This is a genomic window from Pseudobacillus sp. 179-B 2D1 NHS (assembly GCF_045370945.1).
In the GTDB taxonomy this organism is placed as follows: Bacteria; Bacillota; Bacilli; order Bacillales; family Domibacillaceae; genus Pseudobacillus.
The window spans coordinates 16,112-42,150 of record NZ_JBIQDP010000008.1 but is presented as its reverse complement, the minus strand read 5'-3'; the positions used below and the strand labels follow the sequence as shown (position 1 = coordinate 42,150).

Genomic DNA, 26,039 nt, shown 5'->3' with positions numbered 1-26,039 from the left:
TTGATTTTTATCGTAAAAGACCGACATCGAAGGAGTCGCGTTTCTTCCTTTTTCAACAATAGAAGGTTAAGGTATAATTGAGAAAGAACGGTCATTACTTTCCAGGGAGGGCAAAATGAACAAAAGAGTCTTAGTGGTAGATGACGAGCCATCTATTGTAACGCTAATTAAATACAACTTAGAGCAGGCTGGATATGAAGTTATCACAGCATATGATGGGGAGGAAGCGCTCAAAAAAACATTGGAGGAACTTCCAGATTTGCTTGTGCTGGATTGGATGCTTCCACGGCTGGATGGAATGGAAGTATGTAAGGAGCTTCGGCAGAGAAAAGTGTCCACACCAATTTTAATGCTGACAGCAAAGGATGAAGAGTTTGATAAAGTACTTGGCCTTGAACTAGGTGCGGATGATTACATGACAAAGCCATTTAGTCCAAGAGAATTGCTGGCACGGGTGAAGGCTATTTTACGCCGGCTGCAGCATATGCCGAAAGTAGAAGAAACAAATGGACAGGAGAACGGACTGACCGTTTCAGAAATCGTTATTTATCCAGAAAAATATGAAGCGTATTTTCGAGGGAACTTACTGGAGCTTACACCGAAAGAGTTTGAGTTACTTCTATATTTAATGGAGCATAAAGGACGTGTATTAACACGTGATCAGCTGTTAAGTGCTGTTTGGAAATATGATTTTGCCGGTGATACACGAATTGTTGATGTGCATATCAGCCATTTGCGTGAGAAAATTGAACATAATACGAGAAAGCCCGAGTACATAAAAACGATCCGCGGATTAGGCTATAAATTAGAGGAGCCAAAGCCTTCATGATTAAGTTCCGTACCCGGCTTGTGCTTGCTCTTCTTTCTTTAATTGTTCTTGTTCTGGTGGCACTTGGCATTATGCTGGGACAGATGTTCAAAGGCTATTATTTATCCACATTTAATGAACGTTTGGAAAAAGAGACAGAACTATTAGCCGGACAGATTACTCGGCAAGGTGGTCTGGAGTCCTTGAACGAGGACACTATAAAAGATTGGAGCAAACAGCTACATGTACGGATTTCCCTTGCCGATCCCTCTGGCCGATTAATTTTTGACAGCGGGGCTTTTGACGATCCATCTAGATCTGATCATCGAAAGGTCGTTAAAAGGCTGGCTAATACCGATCCCTCCACTGCTTATCAAGAATCGCTTGCTAGCAAGTTTGGTGAACATTATCATTGGCGAATGATAGAGAATCAGGCGGGTCAAATCGATGGAATGATTGTAGTAAATACAAAAGTGAAGGATCTTGATGATATTTACCAGCAAATTTGGCTTATTTTGCTTTTCTCTCTCGGGGTCTCTCTCGTGCTGCTCACATTGTTTAGTACCAAAATTACGAATCGCTATACTAAACCAATCGAATCGGCAACGAAAGTAGCGATAGAGCTTGCAAAAGGGAACTATCGGGCCAGAACGCATGAAATTCCTGCGGATGAAGTAGGGACGCTGAATACTTCCATTAATATTCTTGCTCGGAATTTGCAGGAAATGATGCAAGCGCAAGAAGTTCATCAAAATCGGCTATCGACCTTAATTGAAAATATGGAAAGCGGTTTGCTTCTAATAGATGATCGCGGTTTCATCATTATGGTGAATCGATCGTTTAAAAAACATTTCCATTTGGAAAACAAACGATTAATAAGAAAGAGGTATCATGAGGCAATCCCACAATCGGAAGTCATTGATATTATTGAAGAAGTGTTCATGACCGAGCAAAATATACGCAGGCAGCTGTTATTGCCACTTGGGATTGAAAGAAAGCATTTTGAAGTGTCCGGTGCGCCGATCATTGGAACGAATGCTGAATGGAAAGGCATATTGATTGTCTTTCATGATATTACAAGTTTGAAAAAGCTGGAGCAAATGCGCAAAGATTTTGTGGCAAATGTTTCCCATGAGTTGAAAACGCCTATTACTTCCATTAAAGGCTTTACCGAAACTTTGCTGGACGGGGCGCTCGAAGATAAAGAGGCACTGAAGATGTTTTTGAACATTATCTTAAAAGAGAGTGAACGAATGCAAACTCTTGTTATGGATTTGTTGGAATTATCGAAAATTGAACAAAAGGGAATTTCTCTTCACACAACAAACTTGTCTATAGATGAAGTGATAAAAGAAGTGATTCCCTCCTTGCAAAATCGCTTTGAAGCTAAGCGGATTGATTTGTCACTGCAACTGGAGAAAGATTTATGGATTACTGGAGACGCCAGTCGGCTAAAACAAGTATTTTTTAACTTATTGACAAACGCTATCTTGTATACACAAGAAGGAGGCCATATAGAAGTAAGGGCCTTTGATAAAGAGAACCGGGTAATCGTTGAAGTAGAAGATAATGGCATTGGCATAAATCCGGAAGAGATACCACGGATTTTTGAGCGTTTTTACCGGGTAGATAAAGCGAGAAGCCGCAATTCAGGAGGCACTGGTCTTGGATTAGCCATTGTCAAACATATTATCGAGGCGCATGATGGGGAGATTTTTGTAAAAAGTAAAGCCAATGAAGGCACCACGTTTACCGTTTTCTTAAATAAGCAAGAGGAGGATGACCGCTTTGAAGAAAAAAATCGTATTAATTGACGGCAACAGCATTGCCTATCGGGCGTTTTTCGCCTTGCCCTTATTGAATAACAACAAAGGTGTCCATACCAATGCAGTTTATGGCTTTGCTATGATGCTTTTAAAAGTATTAAAGGAAGAGCAACCTACACATCTTCTTGTTGCTTTTGATGCCGGTAAAACAACTTTCCGGCATCAAACATACAGCGATTATAAAGGCGGCCGGCAAAAAACACCGTCTGAGCTGTCTGAGCAATTTCCTTATATCCGTGAATTGCTGAAAGCTTACGGTATTGCTCAATATGAACTGGAAAATTATGAAGCAGATGATATTATTGGGACCTTGTCGCTTCAGGCGGAAAAAGATGGATATGAAATTAAAATTTATTCAGGAGATAAAGATTTAACTCAGCTTGCCTCTGATGCGACTACCGTCTGTATTACAAGAAAAGGAATTACCGACATTGAAGAATATACTCCTGCTCACGTTGAGGAAAAGTATGGGCTAACACCAGAACAAATCATTGATATGAAGGGTTTAATGGGTGATTCTTCTGATAACATTCCGGGTGTACCTGGAGTTGGAGAAAAGACAGCGATCAAGCTATTAAAGCAATTTGGTTCTGTAGAAAACTTACTTGCATCTATCGATGAGGTGAGTGGGAAAAAGTTGCAAGAAAAACTACGCGAGCACGAGAATCTCGCTTTAATGAGCAAAGAGCTGGCGACGATTCTTCGTGAGGTTCCCATTAACTTTTCGATAGGCAACCTGGAATATCATGAAGCGGATAATGAAAAAGTATATGAGTTATTTAAGGAACTTGAATTTAACTCGCTGCTGGAAAAGCTGGACCGTCCGGTAGAAGAAGCTTCTGCTCATGAAGACGTACATTATGAGTCTGTGACAGAACTGACAGACGATCTTTTTAGTGGAGAGGATTCCTTCTATTTAGAAATGATTACTGAAAACTATCACCGGGCAGATATAGCTGGTTTTGGGATAAGTGGGGAAAAGGGAACGTACTTTATTCCGGCAGAAGCGGCATTTCAGTCAGCCGTTTTTAAAAAATGGGCAGAGGATGAAACGAAGAAAAAATCTGTTTATGATGCAAAGCGTACTATTATTGGATTAAGGCGCTATGGAATTGAGCTCAAGGGAATTGACTTTGATATCTGGCTTGCTTCTTATTTGCTCAACCCATCTGAGTCACCGGAAGATTTCGCTGCCGTAGCGAAGCTGCATGGCATCTCATCTATTCAATCAGATGAAGCGGTATATGGAAAGGGAGCCAAACGCCAACTTCCTGAAGGATCGGTATATGCCGAGCATATCGCCTCAAAAGCAGCAGCAATTGAGGAATTAAAAGCGGTTTGCCTAAAAGAACTTGAAGAAAACCAACAGCTTGAATTATTTTATGAGCTGGAGCTGCCGCTCGCACTCATTCTTGCTGATATGGAGTCAGAAGGTGTTCAAGTAGATATAAACCGTCTGAAGGAAATGGGCGAAGAGCTAAAAGGCAAGCTGGCTGATATTGAGAAGACGATTTATTCACTTGCAGGCACCGAGTTTAATATTAATTCGCCGAAGCAGCTTGGGACAATTTTATTTGAGAAATTGGGGCTGCCACCTATAAAAAAAACAAAAACAGGTTACTCTACTTCGGCGGATGTGCTTGAAAAACTGGCGCCGTCCCATGAAATTGTAGACCATATTTTACATTATCGTCAGCTCGGCAAGCTTCAGTCGACTTATATTGAAGGGCTTCTTAAAGTAGTAGATGCTGATACACACAAAATTCATACACGCTTCAACCAGGCGTTGACGCAAACAGGACGGTTAAGCTCAACAGAACCTAATTTGCAAAACATCCCCATCCGTTTGGAGGAAGGCAGAAAGATCCGCCAGGCTTTTATTCCGTCAGAGCCTGATTCAGTGATGTTTGCCGCCGATTACTCGCAAATTGAATTGCGTGTACTTGCTCATATCGCTGATGATGAAAAATTAATCGATGCTTTCTTGCATGACCTTGATATTCATACAGCAACAGCCGCTGATGTGTTCCACGTGTCACAGGAAGAAGTAGACAGCAATATGCGGAGGCAGGCAAAGGCAGTCAACTTTGGTATCGTCTACGGGATCAGCGATTATGGCTTGTCTCAAAGTCTCGGCATCACAAGAAAAGAAGCAGGTACCTTTATTGATCGTTATTTACAAACTTATCCGGGTGTGAAAGAATACATGGATTCCATCATCCGCGAGGCGAAAGAAAAAGGTTTTGTTACTACACTGATGCAACGCCGCCGTTACATTCCAGAAATCACGAGCCGCAACTTTAATTTACGAGGCTTTGGAGAGCGAACAGCGATGAATACGCCAATTCAGGGAAGTGCAGCTGATATTATTAAAAAAGCGATGATTGATGTGGCCGAGAGACTGGAGAATGAAAAGCTTCGTTCCAAGCTACTGTTACAAGTACACGATGAATTAATTTTTGAAGTGCCAAAAGAGGAAATTGAAATAATGAAGCAGCTTGTCCCAGAAGTAATGGAACAGGCCATTCAACTAAAGGTTCCATTGAAGGTTGATTATTCATACGGACCGACATGGTACGATGCCAAATAATAAAAGACAACATAGAGAGGAGAGATCTACTTGCCTGAAATGCCAGAAGTAGAAACTGTCCGGCGTACTCTTCAACAGCTTGTCGTCGGTAAAACCATCCAAGAGGTGGAGATCCGGTGGCCAAATATTATTAAACAACCAGAACAGGCAGAGCAATTTGCTGATGCTTTGATCGGTGAAACGATTCATGACATAGGGCGCAGAGGAAAATTTTTAATTTTTACCCTTGATCATTATTCACTCGTTTCTCATTTGCGAATGGAAGGAAAATACCGGTTGCATGGGTGCGGGGAAGAAGAAGAGCCTCATACACACGTATTATTTAAATTTACAGACGGCTCTGAGCTGCACTACCGGGATGTACGTAAGTTTGGCACGATGCATTTATTTCAGCGGGGACAGGAGTATAATTCCCTGCCGCTGTCACAGCTTGGCCCTGAGCCGTTTTCCGAGGACTTTTCGGTTGAATACGTAAAAAGTAAGCTGAAGAAAACTGAGAGAACTATTAAGGCAGTGCTGCTTGACCAAAAAGTGTTTGTGGGTCTCGGCAATATTTATGTAGATGAAGCTCTTTTCCGGGCAAGAATCCACCCTGAACGAAAGGCTAATTCACTCAATGAAGAAGAGATTGTTGTTCTTCAAAAAGAGATTATTTCCACATTGAAAGAAGCGGTAGATAAAGGAGGAAGTACTGTCCGATCGTATGTGAACAGCCAGGGGCAGGCCGGTACATTCCAGGAAACTCATTTTGTCTACAACCGTAAAGGAGAGCCTTGTAAATGTTGCGGTGAACTGATTGTTAAAATAAGAACAGCCGGTCGCGGCACGCATCTTTGTCCAAACTGTCAGCCGTTTCCAAGCTAATAAAATTGAACCTTCCCATCCCTCCTTCCATATACTACAGTAACGTTTTGACAGGGGAGGAGCTGTTTGATGGATGGGTATATTTCGTTATTTATGCTGGCAGCAGCGGTCAGTTTAGACAGTTTCAGTGCAGGCCTTGCCTACGGATTAAAAAAGCTAAAATTGCCGGTTAAATCTTCCATTATTTTATCGCTTTGTTCAGCGGTAGTGCTTCTCGTTGCCATGGGGGCAGGCCATTGGCTAAGCAGATGGTTCAGTGAGCAAGCAGCCAGCCGACTTGGCGGTATTATTTTGATTGTGCTCGGGGCTTGGGTCCTTTGGCAATTTTTCCGGGAGAGACAAGTGCATGAGCAGATGGAAGAGAAGCCGCTTATCCATTTAGAGTTGAAACGGCTTGGTGTGGTTGTTCATATTTTTAAACGTCCAACGGCTGCGGATTTGGATCAATCTGGCACAATTAATGGTTTGGAGGCCCTGCTGCTCGGCTTTGCTCTCTCTTTAGATGCATTCGGTGCAGGAATTGGAGCGGCTATGCTTGGCTATCCGGCGCTTGTACTTGCGGCAGCTGTAGCTGTGATGAACCTTCTGTTTATTACAGGAGGGCTGGCTTGTGGCCGGAAGTTTGCAGGGATTCAATGGGTACAGCGGCTTTCCTTTTTTCCCGGCATCTTATTAATCATCTTAGGAACGTTGAAAATTTAACCGTTAAGAGGAGGAAGTCATGGCAGCAATCATTGGATTGACCGGAGGCATTGCAAGCGGAAAGAGCACGGTGAGCCGCTTGCTACAAGAATTGGGGTACACAGTAGTGGACGCAGATGTGGCTGCCCGAGCAGTAGTTGAGCCGGGTAGGCCAGCTCTTTTACAAATTGTTGAAACATTTGGCGAAGGGATACTTTTACCTGACGGCTCCCTAGACCGAAGCCGACTCGGAGAGCTTATTTTTAACGATAAAGAGCAGCGGGAGAAGCTAAATAGCATTGTTCATCCTGCTGTGCGCCAGTTTATGATTGCGGAGAAAGATGCAGCTGTTGCAGCGGGAAAACAAACGATTATTATGGATATCCCGCTTTTATTCGAAAGTGAATTGACATGGATGGTCGAAAAAGTGATTGTCGTTTATACAAGTGAAGCCACGCAACTGGACAGGTTGATGGCTCGCAATCATTTAGATGAGGCAGCTGCTAAAGCCCGCATCGCTTCTCAGCTCCCGCTCGCTGACAAAGTCGAAAGAGCGGATGCGGTAATTGATAATAATGGCTCCATTATGCAAACGAAAGAGCAGCTTTTAGAAATCATCAAAGAATGGCAACTGACCCCTTAACCCGTCTCTATAATGGACGGGTTCTTTTTTAGGCTAAAACACTATCTTTGTAAAGTGCGCTTGACATTAGAATGATAGTAAAGTAAACTTTACGTAAAGCTTACTTTACTATGTTGAGTTAGGAGGACAAATGAAAAATAAGATTCGTGAAAAACGCACAGAGAGAAATATTACACAGGAAGAATTATCAAAAAAATTAAATGTGTCAAGACAAACAGTTATTTCCCTGGAAAAAGGAAAATACCATCCTTCTCTCGTTTTGGCTCATAAGCTTGCTCAATTATTTAATTGCTGCATTGAAGACTTATTTATTTTTGAAGGGGATGAGAATATTGAGTGAAACGTTAGTAAATAATTTGACTGGCTTGTCAGGTTTACTACTTGGAGTTCTGTGTATCATTATTATTTATTTTATCAACCGCCGGGTCGGTAGGAAAAAACGATTGTTCGATGAACGCCAGCAATATGTAACAGCTCGTTCCAAAGCAGCCGCCTGGAATGCTACATCAGTTATTCTTCTCGCTGCCTGGGCTCTTATTATTATCTTTGACGGCATTTCTTTCTCATTTTTCCTTATGACCGGCATCTGGGTAGCTCATAATCTCTCGCTTATCGTTACTAGTGTGTACTTTAGTAACCAAAATTAAAGGAGTGAGAAAAGCAGCGCAGATGGATAGGAGTCGTGCTAGTTAGATAGTCACAATTATATGGTTATCTTCGCTTTTTTCAGAATAGTTAAACTTATTAATTTGTGGTTTTTAGGCTTCCACTTGGAGGTAAATATGTTATACTAATTGCAGATAAAAAAACAATTAAGTATAACATTTATTGATATAGGAGGAGCCGGTGTATGAAGGCGAAAGTAGCAATTAACGGATTTGGACGTATCGGGAGAATGGTCTTCCGCAAAGCAATTTTAGAGGATAAATTTGATATTGTTGCGGTAAATGCAAGCTATCCTGCAGAGACGCTTGCCCATTTAATAAAGTATGACACAAATCATGGCAAGTTTGATGGAGATGTGCAAACAGAAGAGAATGCTTTGATTGTAAATGGCAAGCGCGTTCAATTGGTTAATAATCGCGATCCGCGTGAGCTTCCATGGAAAGAACTTGGCATTGATATTGTAATTGAAGCAACAGGTAAATTCAATGCCCGTGAAAAAGCAGCCCTTCATTTGGAAGCTGGCGCAAAGAAAGTTGTACTAACGGCTCCTGGCAAAAACGAGGATGTTACAATTGTTATGGGCGTTAATCAGGACGATTTAGATATCGAAAAACATGAAGTGATTTCGAATGCTTCTTGTACAACGAACTGCCTTGCTCCAGTGGCAAAAGTACTTAATGATACGTTTGGTATTGAAAATGGTCTAATGACTACTGTTCATGCTTATACAAATGATCAAAATAACATCGACAATCCACACAAAGATTTACGTCGTGCTCGTGCATGTGCCCAATCAATCATTCCGACATCTACAGGAGCGGCTAAAGCATTATCGCTAGTTCTGCCTGAATTAAAAGGAAAAATTCACGGCATGGCGTTGCGTGTACCAACTTCCAATGTTTCTTTAGTTGACCTTGTTGTTGATTTGAAGCGTGAAGTTACAGTAGATGAGGTAAATGACACCTTCATCAGAGCTTCTGAAGGCCCACTAAATGGGATTATTGAATTTACAACAGAACCATTAGTATCTGTTGATTTCAATACAAATCCTCATTCTTCTATTATCGACGGTTTATCGACGATCGTAATGGAAGGAACAAAAGTGAAAGTTCTAGCTTGGTATGACAATGAATGGGGCTACTCTTGCCGTGTCGTTGATTTAGTGAACTATGTTGCTGAAAATATGAAAAAAAAAGTTGAAGTAACTGCATAATTTGTCTATAAAGGAATACGATTAATCGTGTAAGAGTAAATGAATCCCGCAGATAATTGTCTGCGGGATTTAGTTGCTTCCTTTATTTGTATGTAGAATTTTCTAAAAAAATCCTTCGGAAAAATGTCTGACAAGATGTTGCAAAATTAAACTGTTCACAGTATACTAATCTTCGTGAAATAAATAACCGCTTAAAGGGTTAGGACCTCTTCGGACTAACTTTCCCCCGTGGTGGTTATACTTTTACAACGAATCTTCTAAAAATTGTAAAAGGGGGAAGCGATCATGGATACTATGGGTCGTCACGTAATTGCAGAACTTTGGGGATGCAATCTTGAAAAATTGAATGATATGGAAACTATTGAACAAATCTTTGTGGATGCTGCATTAAAATCAGGTGCTGAAATCCGGGAAGTGGCGTTTCACAAATTCGCTCCTCAAGGCGTGAGTGGAGTCGTCATTATTTCCGAGTCGCATTTAACGATTCACAGCTTTCCAGAACATGGCTACGCAAGCATTGATGTCTATACTTGCGGAGACCTTGATCCAAACATTGCGGCTAATTACATTGCAGAGGCGTTAGAGGCAGAAACACAGGAAAAAATCGAAATGCCTCGGGGAATGGGCCCTGTACAAATGAAGCAAGAAGCAAGTGTGTTATAAAGAGAGGTGTATGCACAAGCATACACCTCTTTCATTTATTTAGGGGATCTTGCCTTGTGCATTTTGTTTCTTTTTAATATGATGAGAGTAATCAATTTATAATCGGAGTTGGTAGAATGAAGTGTCCGGCCTGCCAGCATAATGGCACCCGTGTAATCGATTCAAGGCCTGTAGATGAAGCGCGCTCCATCCGCAGACGCCGTGAATGTGAATCTTGTGCTTACCGGTTTACGACTTTTGAAAAGGTGGAAGATTTACCGTTAATTGTCGTAAAGAAAGAAGGTACAAGGGAGGAGTTTAATCGCGAAAAGCTTCTGCGCGGGCTCATCAAAGCCTGTGAAAAGCGTCCGGTTTCACTCGAACAGCTTGAAAAATTAACAATGGATGTAGAAAAAGAAATCAGAAGTTGTGGGTTTTCAGAGATTCAATCGGAAAAGATTGGTGAAATGGTCATGGACCGCCTGGCAGATATTGACGAAGTAGCTTATGTTCGCTTTGCTTCTGTTTACCGCCAATTTAAGGATATTAATGTATTTTTGGATGAATTGAAAGAGTTAATTAAAAAAGAAGAATAGCAGGCTGGAGGCAACGACCCGTTCTCTAGCTTTTTTTCATCGGTCAGCAAAAGAAGTTTCAACACTGAAAGGTTAGATGGTTAACATGAAAAGACATTGGAACGAAATACAGCCGGTGGATGAATACATAGTGTGTTTACACGGCACCCTCCATGAAGCCGACCGGCGCATTTTAACGTTCTTGTATCAACCGCTCCTCGGCACCACCTGTTTTAGTTTATATATGACTCTCTGGGCAGAGGTAGAAGAAAATCGACTTCGTTCTCGAATAGCTAATCATTATCATTTAATGAACTTTCTTGATAAAAATCTTCAGGAAATTTATGAGGCACGTCTAAAGCTGGAAGCATTGGGGTTACTAAAAACATTCATTCGAAAAAATGGTGATTTGCGTGAATTTGTATATGAACTTCAGCCGCCGCTCACACCAGAACAATTCTTTAACGACGGCATGCTTAATGTGTTTCTTTATCGTAAAATCGGCCGTGCCCACTTTTTAAGATTAAAAGAATTTTTTTCTGATGACGTGTCCTGTACAGAGGATCATATAGAAATCACAAAAGACTTCCAAGAAGTGTTTTCTGCTGGTCCGCCACCACTAGATCAGGATGTTATAGAAGACAGCCTTCTCCCTGAAGACAAGCTGTTTATGACTAAGCCGGACAGAAGAGGGGTTTCTCTAAAAGTGGATCAGTTTGATTTCAGCTTGCTGGAAAGCTCCCTTCAAGGCATGATGGTATCCAAGTCAGCAATGACACCTCTTGTGAAAGAAACGATCGTAAAGCTGGCTTACCTGTATGGCATTGAACCGCTAGAAATGAAAAATTTACTGCTTACAGCAGTAGATGAAAAAGACGAGATTGATATTGAAGTGTTGCGTAAATCAGCACGTGATTGGTACCAGTTGGAGCGGGATGAGAAGCTTCCTGAGCTTATTCATCTAGCTCAACCGGCGGCATTGCGTACTATCCAAAGCGAACCGGAGACAAAAGAAGAAGAACTGATTTATTATTTGGAGACCGTATCTCCGCGGCAGCTACTCATCGATATTTCAGGAAGCCTCCCCTCAAGTTCGGATATGCAAGTGATCGAGGGTGTTTTGTTTCAGCATAAATTGCCAGCAGGTGTCGCAAATGTACTGATCCAATATGTCATGTTAAAGACTGACATGAAATTGACGAAAAGTTACGTGGAAAAAATTGCTTCCCATTGGGCGCGGAAAAAAGTAAAAACAGTAAGAGATGCGATGGAACTTGCGAAAAATGAACATCGCCAGTATGCGGAATGGGCCAAAAACAAGCAACAACCGAAACAACGAGTCATACGTACGGAAAAACTGCCTGACTGGTTCTATGAAGAAGAGAAAGCAAAAGAGCCTGCTTCTGAAAAGAATGAAGAGTTGGAAGCGAAACGGCGGGAGCTTGAGGAAAAAATTAAAAACAGGAGATTGAAAAGGCAGGTGACGAGCAGCGATGAAACGAATTGATGAAACGTTGAACAAATTGACAAAATCTCCGGACTTTAAAGCTCGTTATGAAAAAACGCGCCAGGAAATTTTAAGTGACCCGGCAGTCCAATCATTTTTGCTTGAGCATCAAAGTCAAATAACGCCGGACGTGCTAGATAGAAATTTAATGAAACTTTATGAATATAAAACCCAAAGCTTTTCCTGTGAAAAATGTCCAAGTTTAAGCGAGTGTGTGAACGTGATGAAAGGCTTTGAGCCAAAGCTCGTTTGGCGCCGTGGAGGCATCGATATCGATTACCACCGTTGTCCGCGCAAAATCCGCGATGACGAGCAAAGAAAAAATGAAAAGTTAATCAAAAGCTTGTACGTTCCGAAAGATATTTTAAGTGCGGACTTTTCTAGCCTCGACTTAGGGGATTCTGGCCGATGGCCGGCGATTGAACAGGCGCAGCACTTTACAGAGGAATATACAAAGAATAACGAGGCGAAAGGGTTATTTATTTATGGGCCGTTCGGTGTAGGGAAGTCTTATTTATTAGGAGCTGTAGCTAACGAACTGGCCAATGTAAATGTTTCGTCTTTAATTGTTCACTTTCCGGAATTCGTTCGGGAGATGAAACAGTCTTTAAATGATCAATCTATGAATGAGAAGCTTGAAGTTGTCAAAAAGGCACCTGTATTGATGATTGATGATATCGGCGCTGAAGCGATGTCGAGCTGGATGCGTGATGAAATTCTTGGGACGATTTTGCAATTCCGCATGCTGGAACGACTGCCAACGTTTTTAACGTCTAATTTCAGTTACAGTGAACTTGAACATCACTTAGCTCATTCCCAGCGGGGAGAGAGGGAAGAGATGAAGGCCAAGCGGGTAATGGAACGAATTAAGTTTTTGACTATTCCTGTCGAAATGAAAGGGATTAATCGTCGAAAATAGAGAACCACCCTATTGATTTTTCAATAGGCAAGGCATATAATACGGACATACATGTAAATAATGCAACAAGTTTTGATAAGGACATGAGTATTTTCTTACGGTTTCCAGAGAGGGAAAGCAAGGCTGAAACTTTCCTAACACGAGGAATATGCTTACCGCCTTTGAACTTCGGCCGTGAACGCAGCAATGTTAGTAATGGACCGCCGGCAGCAGCCGTTATCTGATCTGGAGATTTCAACATTTTTGTTGAAAAGTAGGGTGGAATCGCGATATAAACCTCGTCCCTTCATTATTATTGAAGGGCGAGGTTTTTTATTTTGTCAAAAAATAAGGAGTGTGGACGATGTCTGAAATGCTGAATATTACATTTCCTGATGGATCAGTCAAGGAGTTTCCAAAAGGAACAACAACAGAAGAAATTGCCCAGTCAATCAGCCCGGGCTTAAAGAAAAAGGCACTTGCTGGAAAAGTAGATGGCAAGTTGCTCGATTTACGCACACCGATTGAAGAAAATGGCAGCTTGGAAATTGTTACACCTGACCATGCAGATGCTTTGGAAATTCTTCGCCACAGTACCGCTCATTTAATGGCACAAGCCATCAAGCGCTTGTATGGCGAAGAGAAAGTAAAGCTCGGTGTTGGTCCGGTAATCGAAGGCGGTTTCTATTACGATATCGACCTTGATGAGTCTATTACACCGGAAGACTTGCCAAAAATTGAAAAAGAAATGAAGAAAATTGTGGGTGAAAATCTAGAGGTAGTCCGCAAAGAGGTAAGCCGCAATGAAGCTAAAAAACTGTATGAAGAGATTGGTGACGAATATAAGCTTGAGCTAATTGATGCTATTCCAGAAGATGAAACAGTGACTATATATGAGCAAGGGGAATTTTTTGATTTATGCCGCGGCGTGCATGTGCCGTCTACGAATAAAATTAAAGAATTCAAGCTGTTGAGCATTGCGGGTGCCTACTGGCGCGGCAACAGTGATAATAAGATGCTCCAGCGTATTTATGGCACTGCTTTCTTCAAAAAAGAAGATTTGGAACATCATTTAAAAATGCTCGAGGAAGCAAAGGAGCGCGATCACCGCAAAATCGGCAAAGAGCTCGATCTCTTCATGAGCTCACAAAAAGTCGGACAGGGACTGCCGATGTGGCTGCCAAAAGGCGCAACGATCCGCCGCATTATCGAGCGTTATATCGTCGATAAAGAAGAAAGCCTTGGCTATCACCACGTGTATACGCCTGTTATGGCGAATGTAGAGCTATATAAAACGAGCGGACACTGGGATCATTACCAGGAAAATATGTTCCCAATTATGGACATGGACAATGAAGAGCTTGTGCTTCGCCCAATGAACTGCCCGCATCACATGATGATTTATAAAAATGGCATCCACTCCTATCGTGAACTGCCAATCCGAATCGCGGAGCTCGGCACAATGCACCGTTATGAAATGTCAGGAGCGCTCTCCGGCCTTCAGCGTGTCCGCGGTATGACTTTAAACGATGCCCACGTATTTGTCCGTCCGGATCAAATTAAAGATGAATTTAAACGTGTAGTGCACTTGATTTTAGAAGTATATAAAGATTTTGATTTACATGATTACTCATTCCGTCTGTCTTATCGGGACCCAGCTGATACAGAAAAATATTATGATGACGATGAAATGTGGAACAAAGCGCAAAGCATGCTGAAAGAAGCGATGGATGAAATGGGGCTGGATTACTTCGAAGCAGAAGGTGAAGCAGCGTTCTATGGTCCGAAGCTTGATGTACAGGTAAAAACAGCTCTCGGTAAAGAGGAAACGCTATCCACTGTACAGTTGGATTTCTTGCTGCCAGAGAGATTTGATCTGACTTATATCGGCGAAGATGGAAAGCCGCATCGTCCTGTTGTTATTCACCGCGGTGTTGTTTCTACAATGGAACGCTTTGTTGCCTTCTTGATTGAAGAATATAAAGGTGCCTTCCCGACTTGGCTTGCACCGGTACAAGTGCAAGTTATCCCGGTTTCTGTTGATGTTCATCTTGACTATGCTAAAGAAGTCCAAGAAAAGCTGCGTGCAGCAGGTATCCGTGTAGAACTCGACAGCCGTGATGAAAAGATCGGTTATAAAATTCGTGAAGCACAGATGCAGAAAATCCCGTATATGCTTGTTGTCGGCGACAAAGAGATTGAAAACGATTCTGTTAACGTTCGTAAATATGGGGAGCAAAAATCAGAGACGGTTGCTTTCGAAGATTTCATTGAAATGATCAAGAAAGAAGCAAAAAAAGCATAAGTTTTAAAAAGATGTTGCTTAATTTTATAAACTTTGCTAGAATTGTTTCTGTTGAATTGCTTTCGATGAGTTGACGAAGAATATTCGTTATGATATAATGCTATGGTGAACTGAATATACAATTTAAGCAGGAGCACCCGCTTCTCACCTGATTGACGCATAAGCAGTTGGCAGGTTTGAACGTAAGAACAAATAGCTGATTTACGCTGTTTAATGCGGGTATGTACATCATACCCGCATTTTTTATTGTGTCAAAGCAATTAGGTGCTAAGTTGTGTATTCTGGAATAGAAACGTTTATTCTCAAAAACCTTGGAGGTGGCTCATTATTAGCAAAGATATGTTTGTAAACGAGGGGATTCGCTCCCGTGAAGTTCGTCTAATCGATCAAAATGGAGAGCAGCTTGGTGTTAAGTCAAAGAACGAAGCGCTCGAAATTGCTGGACGCGTTAACCTTGATCTTGTGCTTGTTGCGCCAAACGCAAAACCGCCGGTTGCCCGTATTATGGACTACGGCAAATTTAAGTTCGAGCAGCAGAAGAAAGAGAAAGAAGCTCGTAAAAATCAAAAGATCATTAACTTGAAAGAAGTGCGTCTCAGCCCGACAATCGAGGAACATGATTTTAACACAAAACTGCGCAATGCGATCAAGTTTCTAGAAAAAGGCGACAAAGTTAAAGCTTCCATTCGCTTCAAAGGACGCGCCATTACTCATAAAGAGATTGGCCAACGCGTACTTGACCGTTTTGCTGAAGCTTGTCAAGAAGTAGCTACTGTGGAGACGAAACCGAAAATGGACGGCCGCAGTATGTTCTTAGTATTAGCACCTAAAAACGAAAAGTAATCAGTTTGAGGAGGAATACGAAAATGCCAAAAATGAAAACTCACCGCGGCTCAGCGAAACGTTTTAAGAAAACAGGTTCTGGTAAATTGAAACGTTCTCATGGCTACACTAGCCACTTATTTGCCAACAAATCTACAAAGCAAAAACGTAAGCTTCGCAAAGGAACTCTTGTATCTAAAGGCGATTTCAAACGCATTCGTCATATGTTAGACAATCTTAAGTAAGATCAGGACTTATATTTTAGGAGGGAAATATTATGCCACGCGTAAAAGGCGGAACAGTAACTCGCAGACGTCGTAAAAAAGTTCTTAAATTAGCAAAAGGTTTTTTCGGTGCTAAACACCGTTTATATAAAGTAGCCAACCAGCAGGTTATGAAATCCCTGCAATACGCTTACCGTGACCGTCGCCAGAAAAAACGTGACTTCCGTAAGCTTTGGATCACTCGTATCAATGCAGCTGCACGCATGAACGGTCTTTCTTACAGCCGTTTAATGCATGGTTTAAAGCTTGCAGGTATCGAAGTAAACCGTAAAATGCTTGCTGACTTAGCTGTGAATGATCTACAAGCGTTCAACCAATTAGCTGAAGCAGCTAAAGCTCAGTTAAATAAATAAGATATTTTTAAGAAGCAGGCCCGCTTTCAACGGGTCTGTTTTTTTGTGATTTCCCTAGGAAATAAAAGCTTTTATTCTTTTCCGTCAAAGAACTGTTTAAACCGTTCCATTTCCGGGTCCTTTTTTAAACTTGTGACTTCATAAGCACTTTCAGACTGTTTTCGGTCTACGCGAATGCCCATTTGCGACGTGCCCTCAGGGTGAGCAATAATGCCTTCATATCTCCCGTCAAAATGCGGATCGCCGTTGTTCGTTTGGATATTTTCTCTTTCCCGCGGCATTGGATCTTCACCTGCTTCCGTTCGTTCTTCTTTGTATTGTTCTCCCGTCTTACTTTCGTTATACACAAGGCAATAAGTGAACAAAAATAAAAATCTTAAAGAACGGCCAAAATAGTTAATATGCAAGGAAGAGCATAAGCAGACAACAAGGAAAAAGGATGGGATGAGATGTACAAAAACTGGGACAAACAACTTATCGGTGGAGAATGGAAAGAAGGAAACAGCCAAACGGTCTACGCAGATAAAAACCCTTACAATGATGAAACATTAGCAGAAATTCGATTGGCTAACAAAGAAGATATCGATGAAGCATATCGTGCGGCAGAGAAGGCGCAAAAAGAGTGGGAACAGGTCAATCCTTATCAAAAGGCAGCCGTCATTGAAAAAGCCGTCGAGTTAGTAAAAGCAAGAAGAGAAGAAATCGTTCATATTTTAGTGGAGGAAAATGGAGCCTCTTATACAAAAGCAAATATTGAAGTAGATGCAGCGATTGGGATTATGAAAGAGGCGGTTACCTTTCCTGTTCGTATGCAAGGTAGAATTATGCCCTCTGTGATCCCTGGAAAAGAAAACAGGATTTATCAGAATCCCGCAGGAGTCGTTGGTATTATTAGTCCTTTTAACTTTCCATTTCATTTAACGATGCGTTCACTTGCTCCCGCTTTAGCAGCAGGAAATGGAGTAGTCCTGAAGCCTGATTTGCAAACAATGATTTCAGGCGGCCTCTTTATGGGAGAAATTTTTGAAGAAGCAGGCATCCCGAAAGGATTGTTAAACATTACTGTTTCTAGTTCTTCAGAAATTAAAGATGCTTTTGTTGAACATCCAATTCCGCGGATTATTTCATTTACAGGTTCTACTTCTGTGGGCCGTCATATTGGAGAATTATGCGGAAGGCATCTTAAGCGTGTTGCCTTGGAATTAGGTGGCAATAATGCAATGATTGTATTAAAAGATGCCGATATTGGGAAAGCAGCTGGCTCTGCAGCCTTTGGCAAGTTTCTCAACAGCGGGCAAATATGTATGTCTTTAAACCGGATTATTGTGGAGAGACCTGTCTATGAAGCATTTTTAAAAGAATTTGTAGATAAAGCGTCGCAAATTAAATATGGAAACCCGAAAGATAAAGAGGTCGTGGTAGGTCCTCTTATTAACCATAAGCAAGTAGAGCGCATTCAAAGGCTAATTGACGAAAGCTTGGCCAAGGGAGCTAAATATGCTCTGCAGGGAGAGGTGAAAGGAAGTGTATTTGCCCCTACGATCCTTACAGATGTAACAAATGATATGCCGATTGCTCAAGAGGAAATATTTGGCCCAGCGGTAGGCATTATTGTAGTGGAAAATGAAGAAGAAGCAATCCAAGTCGCTAATGACAGCGAGTATGGACTGAGTGGCGCGGTGCACGCTGGATCGATTGAACACGGAGTAGAAGTGGCAAAAAGAGTAGTGACCGGAATGATTCACGTGAATGACCAGGGAGTGAATGATGAGCCGATCGTTGCCTTTGGCGGTGAAAAAGCTTCCGGGTTGGGCCGATATGGCGGAGAATGGGCTCTTCATGAATTTACGACAACAAAGTGGATATCCGTTCAAACAAAGGCAAGAGAATATCCGTTTTAATGTGACCATATAAAAATGATCTTTCTTCCATGCACATCCTCACTCTGTCCGGACTTTTTTGTTAAACTAACAGAGAGGAGTGAAGGGTGTGCTTATTTATTTTGTTCTTATTAACCTAATTAGCTATATTGCAATGGGAAATGACAAGCGAAAAGCGAGGCAGGGAAAATGGCGGACACGCGAGAGTACACTGTGGCTGTTGGCGCTTATTGGAGGAGCGATCGGCAGTTGGGTAGCCATGCAGACACATCGTCACAAGACGAAGCATCCTTCGTTTAAGTATGGGATGCCTGTCTTAGCGCTTATTGACCTCAGCCTGCTTATTTACTTTTCATGAATGGAGGAAGAAAGATGGATTTAGCTAAGTTGTTCCGCATGCAGCGGGCGCTCGATGGATATATTGAAGCGGAGCATGGCCTACAAGAAGCGGACTTGTTCGATAAAAAGGTACTTGCTTTGCTTGTTGAAATTGGCGAACTTGCCAATGAGACACGCTGTTTTAAATTTTGGAGTCTAAAAAAACCAAGTGCACGTGAAGTGATCTTGGAGGAATTTGTGGATGGCGTGCACTTTATTTTATCACTTGGCCTGACATGTTCTTTAGAGCAAGAGGCAACTGCAGAGGATAAACAAGCGGAAGGCTCAATAACCGACCAGTTTCTACTCGTCTATGAGGCTGTTCAATCATTCAAGCAGGAAAAATCAGCGGAGGCATATCAGCAAATGCTTCAAGAGTACTTTACACTGGGCGGCCTGCTCGGATTCTCGGCGGAAGAAGTGGAAAAAGCATATGTTTCGAAAAATGAAGTGAACTACGAGCGGCAACAGCAAGGATATTAAGCGGTAATTTTTGTATATATCTGAAAAAATACGTATAATGAAAACGGATCCATATTTTTTATAGGAGGAATGATGTATGGCGAAAATGGACGAAACATTATCGATGCTCAAAGATTTAACGGACGCTAAAGGGATTGCTGGAAATGAGCGTGAAGCCCGCGCCGTTATGAAAAAATACATAGCGCCGTTCGCGGATGAAGTAACGACAGATAATCTCGGCAGTTTAATTGCCAAAAAGTCGGGTGCACAGAACGGACCAAAGATTATGGTTGCCGGCCACTTGGATGAAGTTGGCTTCATGATCACACAAATTGATGACAAGGGGTTTCTCCGCTTTCAAACAGTCGGCGGATGGTGGAGTCAGGTCATGCTTGCCCAGCGCGTGACCATTGTGACGAGAAAAGGTGACATTACGGGAGTCATCGGTTCTAAACCACCTCATATCTTATCTCCTGAAGCGCGTAAAAAGCCGGTAGATATCAAGGATATGTTTATCGACATTGGTGCCTCCAGCAAAGAGGAAGCACAAGAATGGGGTGTGCGTCCGGGCGACATGGTCGTGCCTTATTTTGAATTCACGGTAATGAACAATGAAAAAATGCTGCTTGCCAAAGCGTGGGATAACCGTATCGGTTGTGCGATTGCTATTGATGTCATGAAATATGTTAAAGGCAAACAACATAAAAACACAGTATATGGCGTTGGAACTGTACAGGAAGAAGTAGGATTGCGTGGAGCGAAAACATCTGCTCAAGCCATTCAGCCGGATATTGCATTTGGCGTGGATGTGGGCATCGCTGGTGATACGCCAGGAGTCTCCAGCAAAGAGGCGATGAGCAAAATGGGCGATGGTCCACAGATTATTCTGTATGACGCCTCCATGGTTTCCCATAAAGGGTTACGTGATTTCGTAACAGATGTAGCGGATGAATTAAATATTCCTTATCAATTTGATGCAATGGCAGGTGGCGGAACAGATTCAGGTGCGATTCATGTGACCTCAGGCGGAGTACCAAGTTTGTCCATTACGATTGCTACCCGCTACATCCACTCACACGCAGCGATGCTTCACCGTGACGATTACGAAAATGCTGTCAAACTTATCGGCGAAGTCATCCTGCGATTGGATCAGGAAACCGTCGACAAAATTAAGTTTGACTAATAGAAAAGCGGAAGGCGCTCGCCCAGCGCGATAGGAGGTTGGAGGGCTCGACAAGGAGGCGTTTTTTAGACTCCGACAGAGAGACCGAAACCGCCGTACGCGCTAGCGCCAGCAGCTGGACAATAAGAAAAGCGGAAGCGGCCGTTTATCGGCGACAAGCACAAGACGAGCCAGCCAGAAGTTTGTTCTTTAACCTTCTGATTGGATGGGCTTGTGACCTCGAGCCGATGGTCGCTGCAGCTGGACAAAGAAAAGCGGAAGGCGCTCGCCCAGCACGTAAACCGGACTGAGTGGCTCGTATTTTAGAGGAAGCGGTTCATTAATCTGTTAAAGCGGCCCAGTAAAACTATTTAACCCTGTTCTCAAGCAAAAAAGCTGTCATGTGTTTTCATGACAGCTTTTTTATGGATACGCCTAAATTTGTATAAGAAGCTTGTTATTTGCGCCTCAGCCAATTAAAAAAGGAGGCAAGCTTATTTTTTTTTACGCTTTTTTGTTGCTTTTGCGGTCTAGAAAGATAAATCTCCTCTTTATCGATAGCATAGTCATAAGCAAAAACTAGCCCGATGTCTGTATCATGGGTTTTGTTAATGACGATCGTATAATCGATCCTGTGCTTTTCGGCAGCGGTAATATATTTCTTTAAATAAGTAATGTCAATGGAGCCGTTTAAGTACAGTTTTGCCTGCGGATGTTTCTTTATCAACTCAATGAACTCCGGATAAACCTCCGCTTCCCTTACCTGGCTCTGCCGGAGTGCAGCTATTATTCTTTCTCTCAATGTGCCAAGAAACTTCCGCCGCTCCTCTGGGTTAATTTCTTTTTTGCCGTACATCCCTTCTTGTAAAATATCCTCTACACTTTTTTTAGTCATCATCTAACTCCTTGTATTTTAATAATATAATAAAGAATATGCGCCTATCTTTAAATTGGGGAGTGATCGAGTTATTCATTTTCTAACGTGTAGCATTGAAAGGCAAAAAAGTCAAAATAATTGGAGAAAACCACAAGGTGCGGACATAAAACCTACTTGACATATAGGATTAATGAATATATTATAAAACTTAATCATTAAGACGCTGATATGGCTTCTTTTTACTAGTACATAGCCGCGTCAAAAAAAAGGAAATTGTTTTGCTCATTCCTTTTGTCGCTTTTCTGATTGTGGCGAATACAATCATTTATCCTTCGAGGCTAAATGATTGATCATCTATATTCCTTTGTGAGGTGGATATCATTGCAACTTCAAGTAATGAACAGTCCTTTTAGTCAGGAGCAGTCGGAGCTCCTTAATCGTCTTTTATCAACGCTGACGGAACCCCAAAAAATGTGGTTGAGCGGATATCTTGCCGGAATGGCTGGTACTGTTTTGCCACAAGTGACAGGAAGCGAACTTGTCCCTCAACAAAATGGTTCGGCCCTGTCTAAGGAAGTGACTGTTCTTTTTGGTTCTCAGACAGGCAACGCCCAGGGGCTTGCTGAGAATGTAGCAGCTAAGCTAAAAGAACGTGGATTCCAAGTAACTCTTGCTCCAATGAATGAATTTAAAGCAAATAATATTAAAAAAGTTCAAAATCTTCTGCTCTTGGTAAGTACTCATGGAGAAGGAGACCCACCGGATAACGCCCTTTCATTCCATGAATTTCTTCATGGAAGACGGGCTCCCCAGCTGAAGGATTTACGTTTCTCTGTCCTATCCTTAGGCGATAGCTCGTATGAATTTTTCTGTAAGACTGGGAAAGATTTCGACAAACGTTTAGAGGAATTGGGCGGTCAGCGCCTTTATCCGCGCTTTGATTGTGATTTGGATTATGATGAACCTGCTGCCGAGTGGCTGGAAGGCGTCCTAAGCAGTTTAGGTGAAGCAAAAGCTGAGGAAGCTGTTTCTCCACTTGCTTCAATAGGAGCGGGAACATCGGCAGGCCAGTCGGTCTACTCACGGACGAATCCTTTTAAGGCCGAGGTTCTTGAAAATATTAATTTAAATGGACGCGGTTCAAATAAAGAAACGAGACACATTGAACTATCGCTTGAAGGGTCAAATCTTGAGTTTGAACCGGGAGACAGCTTAGGTATTTATCCTGAAAATGATCCGGAGCTGGTTGATTTAATCATCGGGAAAATGAATTGGAATCCTGATGAAGTGGTCACGCTGAACAAGCAAGGAGAAACACGTTCATTGCGTGATTCACTCCTCTCTTATTATGAGATCACAGTGCTGACGAAGCCGCTTATTCAAAAAGCAGCTGAACTTACTTCAGATCATCAACTGCAGCAGCTAGTAGCACCAGGACAAGAGGAAGACCTACGAACTTACATTGAAGGACGGGATCTGCTTGATCTAATCCAAGATTTTAGCTTTGAAGGCATAACAGCTAGCGCATTTGTTTCGATTTTGCGTAAAATGCCGGCCCGGCTTTATTCCATTGCCAGCAGCTTAAGAGCGAATCCTGATGAAGTACACTTGACGATTGGAACCGTCAGATACGATAGTAACGGACGCAGCCGTAAGGGCGTATGCTCCATACAATGTGCTGAACGGGTTCAGCCTGGGGATTATTTGCCAGTTTATATTCAACGCAATCAAAACTTTAAGCTGCCAGCAAACCCGGATACACCGATTATTATGATTGGACCTGGCACAGGAGCAGCTCCATTCAGATCGTTTTTACAAGAACGAGAGGAGCTGGCTGCTCAAGGGAAAACATGGTTATTCTTCGGTGATCAGCATTTTGTAACGGATTTTCTCTATCAAACAGAGTGGCAGCAATGGCTCAAAAAAGACGTTCTAACGAAAATGGACGTTGCTTTCTCACGTGATACAGAGGAAAAAGTCTATGTCCAACATCGCATGCTAGAACAGAGCAAAGAGCTTTATCAATGGCTTGAAGAAGGAGCAGTCATTTATATTTGCGGCGATGAAAAAAATATGGCGCATGACGTCCATGAAACACTGATTCAAATTATTGAACAGGAAGGCGGCAGAAGCCGGGAGCAAGCAGAGGCTTATCTTGCTGAGATGCAGCAACAAAAGCGTTATCAGCGCGATGTATATTAAGCCTTGAGGGGAAGGAGTTAGGAAAATGATCGAAGAGAAAGTATTAAAGGCGCCAGAAGGTCCTCCAAGTGATGTCGAACGAATAAAAAGAGAGAGCGATTACTTGCGTGGCACACTTGCAGAAACGTTGGCAGATCCCATTACCGCAGGCATTCCTGATGATGATAATCGACTGATGAAATTCCACGGCAGCTATTTGCAAGATGACAGGGATTTACGAAATGAACGGGAGCGCCAGAAGCTTGAGCCCGCTTATCAATTTATGGTGCGCGTGCGTGCGCCAGGTGGAGTGGCAACAGCAGAACAGTGGCTTGCCATGGATGACATTGCTCAAAAATATGGCAATGGCACACTTAAATTAACGACTCGCCAAGCATTTCAAATGCATGGAATTCTAAAGTGGAACATGAAGAAAAGCATCCAGGAAATTAACGCAGTGCTAATGGATACATTAGCCGCTTGTGGAGATGTGAATCGAAATGTTATGTGCAACCCTAATCCTTATCAGTCCGAAATTCATTCAGAAGTGTATGAGTGGTCACGAAAATTGAGCGAATACCTTTCGCCGCGTACGAGAGCGTACCATGAAATCTGGCTTGATGAGGAAAAAGTGGCAGGCACTCCGGAAGAAGAAGTAGAACCGATGTATGGAGCGCTTTATTTACCCCGAAAATTCAAGATCGGCATCGCGGTTCCGCCTTCCAACGATGTAGATGTCTTCTCCCAGGATCTTGGTTTTGTGGCAGTGGTAGAAGAGGGAAAACTAGCTGGATTCAACGTGGCGATTGGCGGCGGAATGGGGATGACCCACGGCGACAAAAACACATATCCGCAGCTGGCTAGAGTGATTGGCTTCTGTACGCCGGAAAAGATTCTTGACGTAGCTGAAAAAGTAATCACTATTCAACGTGATTACGGTGACCGCTCTGTTAGAAAGTATGCCCGCTTTAAGTATACAGTTGACAGATTGGGACTGGAATCTATTAAACAAGAGCTTCATAAACGATTAGGGTGGGAGCTTGAAGAGGCACATTCTTTCCACTTTAATCATAATGGGGATCGCTATGGATGGGTAGAAGGAAGCGATGGAAGCTGGCATTTTACCTTATTCATTCAAAATGGCCGTGTAGCTGATATAGAGGGATATCCACTCATGACCGGCTTAAGAGAAATTGCTAAAGTTCATACGGGTGATTTCCGTTTGACGCCGAACCAAAATCTTGTCATTGCTAATGTGTCGAATGAGAAAAAAGATCAAATTGTGGAGCTGATTAAGAAATACGGACTTACAGACGGCAAGCATTATTCAGCATTACGCAGAAATTCAATGGCCTGTGTGGCTCTTCCAACGTGTGGCCTCGCCATGGCGGAAGCAGAACGTTATCTTCCTAGTTTACTTGAAAAAATTGAGGACATTGTAGAAGAGAGCGGTTTGCATGAAGAAGAGATCACGATCCGTATGACGGGATGTCCGAATGGTTGCGCTCGTCCAGCTCTGGCTGAAATTGCCTTTATCGGCAAATCTCCTGGAAAGTATAATATGTATTTAGGAGCCGGTTTTTCAGGAAACCGCCTGAGTAAGCTTTATAAAGAAAATGTTGGGGAAAAAGAGATTTTGGCGTTGCTTCGTCCGATTCTCTCTCAATATGCTAAAGAGCGTCAGGAAGGCGAACGCTTTGGAGATTATGTGATTCGGGCTGGCATCGTTAAAGAAGTTCATTCCGGTACTGATTTCCACGCTTGACAGAAAAAATGCAAAATCCGCACGTTATAAAATTTTTAAAACAAAGCAGGATGCCGTCTGGGCATCCTGCTTTGTTGTGTGATACCCATGAGGCGGAATAATTGGTACAATTAATAAAAAAGGAGAAAATATGCAAATCTATAGTTTGTCATCTGTCATCTTTTCTTTTATAGGGATGTTATTTGTCGGTCTCTCTTTTATTTTAAGCAACTTTGTGGAGTATTTGTTTGCTGTCGGAATGATTTTTTTGCTCGTTGGCGCTTTTGTCAGTTTGAAAGCAATGACTTATCAGGAAACAGGATATGTGAAATTTGTGAGCATGGCTGTATTTTTTCTCACCCTTCTCATTGTGGTGATGGTGGCACCTTTCCATATTGTCCGGCTGTTTACATGGGTAAAAAACTGGCCAATGATTGAAGAGCTGTTTTTAAGAATGAAAAAGACATGAAAAGAAAAAGGAATAAAAAATCCGGAAAGAAGAATGTTGATTGCGGATTGTTAACTGATAAGCACTTTGTAGGATGGACAGGTTGTTTAGAAAAAAGAAATGAATAGTGTCACCTTGTTGTCAAGAATGCAGCAGACAGCGGCTATCATTTTATGAAGAAAAACGGATTGTAACAAAATAAGCTAAGCTAGATACGGTTTTAAGCATCC

At 42.2% G+C, this 26,039-nt stretch carries 27 protein-coding genes and 2 other annotated features; of the genes, 25 read left to right on the top strand and 2 right to left on the bottom strand.

Annotated elements, in window-relative coordinates; translation table 11 throughout:
* Positions 1-115: 115 nt before the first annotated feature.
* The 17 genes from ACH0BF_RS10010 (at position 116) to rplT (ending at position 16,677) form a co-directional block, all read left to right on the top strand.
* Entirely contained in the window at positions 116-829 is a 714-nt protein-coding gene (locus tag ACH0BF_RS10010; protein WP_340852937.1) for a response regulator, read from the top strand.
* Positions 826-2,622 carry a two-component system histidine kinase PnpS gene (gene pnpS / locus ACH0BF_RS10005; protein ID WP_120033721.1) on the top strand — a complete coding sequence of 599 codons (1,797 nt, stop codon included), beginning with the start codon at positions 826-828 and terminating at the stop codon, positions 2,620-2,622. The genes ACH0BF_RS10010 and pnpS overlap by 4 nt, the downstream gene beginning before the upstream one ends.
* On the top strand, positions 2,597-5,224 hold the full coding sequence (gene polA, locus ACH0BF_RS10000) for a DNA polymerase I (RefSeq protein WP_340852941.1): 2,628 nt from the start codon (positions 2,597-2,599) through the stop codon (positions 5,222-5,224). The genes pnpS and polA overlap by 26 nt, the downstream gene beginning before the upstream one ends.
* A 30-nt stretch (positions 5,225-5,254) precedes the next feature.
* Positions 5,255-6,088 (top strand): DNA-formamidopyrimidine glycosylase, encoded by an 834-nt coding sequence (gene mutM / locus ACH0BF_RS09995; RefSeq protein ID WP_120033717.1) that lies wholly within the window; start codon positions 5,255-5,257, stop codon positions 6,086-6,088.
* Between the two features lie 69 nt (positions 6,089-6,157).
* The gene (ytaF, locus tag ACH0BF_RS09990; RefSeq protein ID WP_120033715.1) at positions 6,158-6,790 is read left to right on the top strand and encodes a sporulation membrane protein YtaF; all 633 of its coding nucleotides are present in this window, start codon (positions 6,158-6,160) and stop codon (positions 6,788-6,790) included.
* A 19-nt stretch (positions 6,791-6,809) separates the two neighbouring features.
* Positions 6,810-7,412: a dephospho-CoA kinase gene (coaE, locus tag ACH0BF_RS09985; protein WP_120033713.1), complete on the top strand. Its 603-nt coding sequence runs from the start codon at positions 6,810-6,812 to the stop codon at positions 7,410-7,412.
* 130 nt (positions 7,413-7,542) lie between these two features.
* On the top strand, positions 7,543-7,752 hold the full coding sequence (locus tag ACH0BF_RS09980) for a helix-turn-helix transcriptional regulator (protein ID WP_120033711.1): 210 nt from the start codon (positions 7,543-7,545) through the stop codon (positions 7,750-7,752).
* A complete protein-coding gene (locus tag ACH0BF_RS09975) occupies positions 7,745-8,059 on the top strand; it encodes a DUF2178 domain-containing protein (protein ID WP_406909337.1) in 315 nt (104 codons plus the stop codon). Before ACH0BF_RS09980 ends, ACH0BF_RS09975 begins: the two co-directional genes overlap by 8 nt.
* Before the next feature lie 203 nt (positions 8,060-8,262).
* Positions 8,263-9,291, top strand: a complete 1,029-nt coding sequence (locus tag ACH0BF_RS09970; RefSeq protein ID WP_340852944.1) for a glyceraldehyde-3-phosphate dehydrogenase — start codon at positions 8,263-8,265, stop codon at positions 9,289-9,291.
* 285 nt (positions 9,292-9,576) lie between these two features.
* Positions 9,577-9,954 (top strand): adenosylmethionine decarboxylase, encoded by a 378-nt coding sequence (gene speD / locus ACH0BF_RS09965; RefSeq protein ID WP_120033704.1) that lies wholly within the window; start codon positions 9,577-9,579, stop codon positions 9,952-9,954.
* A gap of 116 nt (positions 9,955-10,070) precedes the next feature.
* Complete coding sequence (gene nrdR, locus ACH0BF_RS09960) at positions 10,071-10,529, top strand: transcriptional regulator NrdR (RefSeq protein WP_120033702.1); 459 nt, start codon at positions 10,071-10,073, stop codon at positions 10,527-10,529.
* 85 nt (positions 10,530-10,614) lie between these two features.
* Positions 10,615-12,015 (top strand): replication initiation and membrane attachment family protein, encoded by a 1,401-nt coding sequence (locus tag ACH0BF_RS09955; protein ID WP_340852946.1) that lies wholly within the window; start codon positions 10,615-10,617, stop codon positions 12,013-12,015.
* A complete protein-coding gene (gene dnaI, locus ACH0BF_RS09950) occupies positions 12,002-12,934 on the top strand; it encodes a primosomal protein DnaI (RefSeq protein ID WP_120033700.1) in 933 nt (310 codons plus the stop codon). Before ACH0BF_RS09955 ends, dnaI begins: the two co-directional genes overlap by 14 nt.
* Positions 12,935-12,997: 63 nt before the next feature.
* Positions 12,998-13,223 (top strand) — a binding site (T-box leader).
* A gap of 54 nt (positions 13,224-13,277) precedes the next feature.
* Positions 13,278-15,218 (top strand): threonine--tRNA ligase, encoded by a 1,941-nt coding sequence (gene thrS, locus ACH0BF_RS09945; protein ID WP_340852948.1) that lies wholly within the window; start codon positions 13,278-13,280, stop codon positions 15,216-15,218.
* 119 nt (positions 15,219-15,337) lie between these two features.
* Positions 15,338-15,470, top strand: a sequence feature (ribosomal protein L20 leader region).
* Positions 15,471-15,542: 72 nt separating this feature from the next.
* The gene (gene infC / locus ACH0BF_RS09940) at positions 15,543-16,061 is read left to right on the top strand and encodes a translation initiation factor IF-3 (RefSeq protein ID WP_082028145.1); all 519 of its coding nucleotides are present in this window, start codon (positions 15,543-15,545) and stop codon (positions 16,059-16,061) included.
* 23 nt (positions 16,062-16,084) lie between these two features.
* Positions 16,085-16,285, top strand: coding sequence for a 50S ribosomal protein L35 (gene rpmI / locus ACH0BF_RS09935; protein ID WP_041097707.1), 201 nt, complete (start codon positions 16,085-16,087; stop codon positions 16,283-16,285).
* Between the two features lie 32 nt (positions 16,286-16,317).
* Entirely contained in the window at positions 16,318-16,677 is a 360-nt protein-coding gene (gene rplT, locus ACH0BF_RS09930; RefSeq protein WP_120033696.1) for a 50S ribosomal protein L20, read from the top strand.
* A gap of 71 nt (positions 16,678-16,748) precedes the next feature.
* Here the strand turns inward: rplT and ACH0BF_RS09925 are convergent, their stop codons facing one another.
* A complete protein-coding gene (locus ACH0BF_RS09925; RefSeq protein WP_142927218.1) occupies positions 16,749-17,042 on the bottom strand; it encodes a hypothetical protein in 294 nt (97 codons plus the stop codon).
* Between the two features lie 84 nt (positions 17,043-17,126).
* Here ACH0BF_RS09925 and ACH0BF_RS09920 point away from each other — a divergent pair, with 84 nt between their 5' ends.
* From ACH0BF_RS09920 to ACH0BF_RS09900, 5 genes are all read left to right on the top strand, one after another.
* Positions 17,127-18,578 (top strand): aldehyde dehydrogenase family protein, encoded by a 1,452-nt coding sequence (locus tag ACH0BF_RS09920; RefSeq protein ID WP_406909335.1) that lies wholly within the window; start codon positions 17,127-17,129, stop codon positions 18,576-18,578.
* A gap of 79 nt (positions 18,579-18,657) precedes the next feature.
* On the top strand, positions 18,658-18,915 hold the full coding sequence (locus ACH0BF_RS09915; RefSeq protein WP_120033689.1) for a DUF1294 domain-containing protein: 258 nt from the start codon (positions 18,658-18,660) through the stop codon (positions 18,913-18,915).
* A 14-nt stretch (positions 18,916-18,929) separates the two neighbouring features.
* A complete protein-coding gene (locus ACH0BF_RS09910) occupies positions 18,930-19,418 on the top strand; it encodes a dUTP diphosphatase (protein WP_340852960.1) in 489 nt (162 codons plus the stop codon).
* Positions 19,419-19,494: 76 nt separating this feature from the next.
* Entirely contained in the window at positions 19,495-20,580 is a 1,086-nt protein-coding gene (locus tag ACH0BF_RS09905) for a M42 family metallopeptidase (protein ID WP_406909334.1), read from the top strand.
* A 38-nt stretch (positions 20,581-20,618) separates the two neighbouring features.
* Positions 20,619-20,870, top strand: coding sequence for a hypothetical protein (locus ACH0BF_RS09900; RefSeq protein WP_340852961.1), 252 nt, complete (start codon positions 20,619-20,621; stop codon positions 20,868-20,870).
* 146 nt (positions 20,871-21,016) lie between these two features.
* On the opposite strand, the gene ACH0BF_RS09895 is transcribed toward ACH0BF_RS09900, so the two are convergent.
* Positions 21,017-21,454 carry a YueI family protein gene (locus ACH0BF_RS09895; protein ID WP_120033681.1) on the bottom strand — a complete coding sequence of 146 codons (438 nt, stop codon included), beginning with the start codon at positions 21,452-21,454 and terminating at the stop codon, positions 21,017-21,019.
* A gap of 363 nt (positions 21,455-21,817) precedes the next feature.
* Between ACH0BF_RS09895 and ACH0BF_RS09890 the strand changes: the two genes are divergently transcribed.
* The 3 genes from ACH0BF_RS09890 (at position 21,818) to ACH0BF_RS09880 (ending at position 25,830) form a co-directional block, all read left to right on the top strand.
* The gene (locus ACH0BF_RS09890; RefSeq protein WP_340852964.1) at positions 21,818-23,638 is read left to right on the top strand and encodes an assimilatory sulfite reductase (NADPH) flavoprotein subunit; all 1,821 of its coding nucleotides are present in this window, start codon (positions 21,818-21,820) and stop codon (positions 23,636-23,638) included.
* Between the two features lie 25 nt (positions 23,639-23,663).
* Positions 23,664-25,382: an assimilatory sulfite reductase (NADPH) hemoprotein subunit gene (gene cysI, locus ACH0BF_RS09885; RefSeq protein WP_406909333.1), complete on the top strand. Its 1,719-nt coding sequence runs from the start codon at positions 23,664-23,666 to the stop codon at positions 25,380-25,382.
* Between the two features lie 130 nt (positions 25,383-25,512).
* Positions 25,513-25,830: a hypothetical protein gene (locus tag ACH0BF_RS09880; protein ID WP_120033677.1), complete on the top strand. Its 318-nt coding sequence runs from the start codon at positions 25,513-25,515 to the stop codon at positions 25,828-25,830.
* The last annotated feature ends 209 nt before the right edge of the window (positions 25,831-26,039 follow it).

Bases quoted from the DNA above. Each gene is read 5' to 3' on its own strand.
- ACH0BF_RS10010 (WP_340852937.1), top strand. From the start codon at position 116: ATGAACAAAAGAGTCTTAGTGGTAGATGACGAGCCATCTATTGTAACG.
- pnpS (WP_120033721.1), top strand. From the start codon at position 826: ATGATTAAGTTCCGTACCCGGCTTGTGCTTGCTCTTCTTTCTTTAATT.
- ytaF (WP_120033715.1), top strand. From the start codon at position 6,158: ATGGATGGGTATATTTCGTTATTTATGCTGGCAGCAGCGGTCAGTTTA.
- coaE (WP_120033713.1), top strand. From the start codon at position 6,810: ATGGCAGCAATCATTGGATTGACCGGAGGCATTGCAAGCGGAAAGAGC.
- ACH0BF_RS09980 (WP_120033711.1), top strand. From the start codon at position 7,543: ATGAAAAATAAGATTCGTGAAAAACGCACAGAGAGAAATATTACACAG.
- ACH0BF_RS09970 (WP_340852944.1), top strand. From the start codon at position 8,263: ATGAAGGCGAAAGTAGCAATTAACGGATTTGGACGTATCGGGAGAATG.
- speD (WP_120033704.1), top strand. From the start codon at position 9,577: ATGGATACTATGGGTCGTCACGTAATTGCAGAACTTTGGGGATGCAAT.
- nrdR (WP_120033702.1), top strand. From the start codon at position 10,071: ATGAAGTGTCCGGCCTGCCAGCATAATGGCACCCGTGTAATCGATTCA.
- ACH0BF_RS09955 (WP_340852946.1), top strand. From the start codon at position 10,615: ATGAAAAGACATTGGAACGAAATACAGCCGGTGGATGAATACATAGTG.
- dnaI (WP_120033700.1), top strand. From the start codon at position 12,002: ATGAAACGAATTGATGAAACGTTGAACAAATTGACAAAATCTCCGGAC.
- thrS (WP_340852948.1), top strand. From the start codon at position 13,278: ATGTCTGAAATGCTGAATATTACATTTCCTGATGGATCAGTCAAGGAG.
- rpmI (WP_041097707.1), top strand. From the start codon at position 16,085: ATGCCAAAAATGAAAACTCACCGCGGCTCAGCGAAACGTTTTAAGAAA.
- rplT (WP_120033696.1), top strand. From the start codon at position 16,318: ATGCCACGCGTAAAAGGCGGAACAGTAACTCGCAGACGTCGTAAAAAA.
- ACH0BF_RS09920 (WP_406909335.1), top strand. From the start codon at position 17,127: ATGTACAAAAACTGGGACAAACAACTTATCGGTGGAGAATGGAAAGAA.
- ACH0BF_RS09910 (WP_340852960.1), top strand. From the start codon at position 18,930: ATGGATTTAGCTAAGTTGTTCCGCATGCAGCGGGCGCTCGATGGATAT.
- ACH0BF_RS09905 (WP_406909334.1), top strand. From the start codon at position 19,495: ATGGCGAAAATGGACGAAACATTATCGATGCTCAAAGATTTAACGGAC.
- ACH0BF_RS09895 (WP_120033681.1), bottom strand. From the start codon at position 21,454: ATGACTAAAAAAAGTGTAGAGGATATTTTACAAGAAGGGATGTACGGC.
- cysI (WP_406909333.1), top strand. From the start codon at position 23,664: ATGATCGAAGAGAAAGTATTAAAGGCGCCAGAAGGTCCTCCAAGTGAT.
- ACH0BF_RS09880 (WP_120033677.1), top strand. From the start codon at position 25,513: ATGCAAATCTATAGTTTGTCATCTGTCATCTTTTCTTTTATAGGGATG.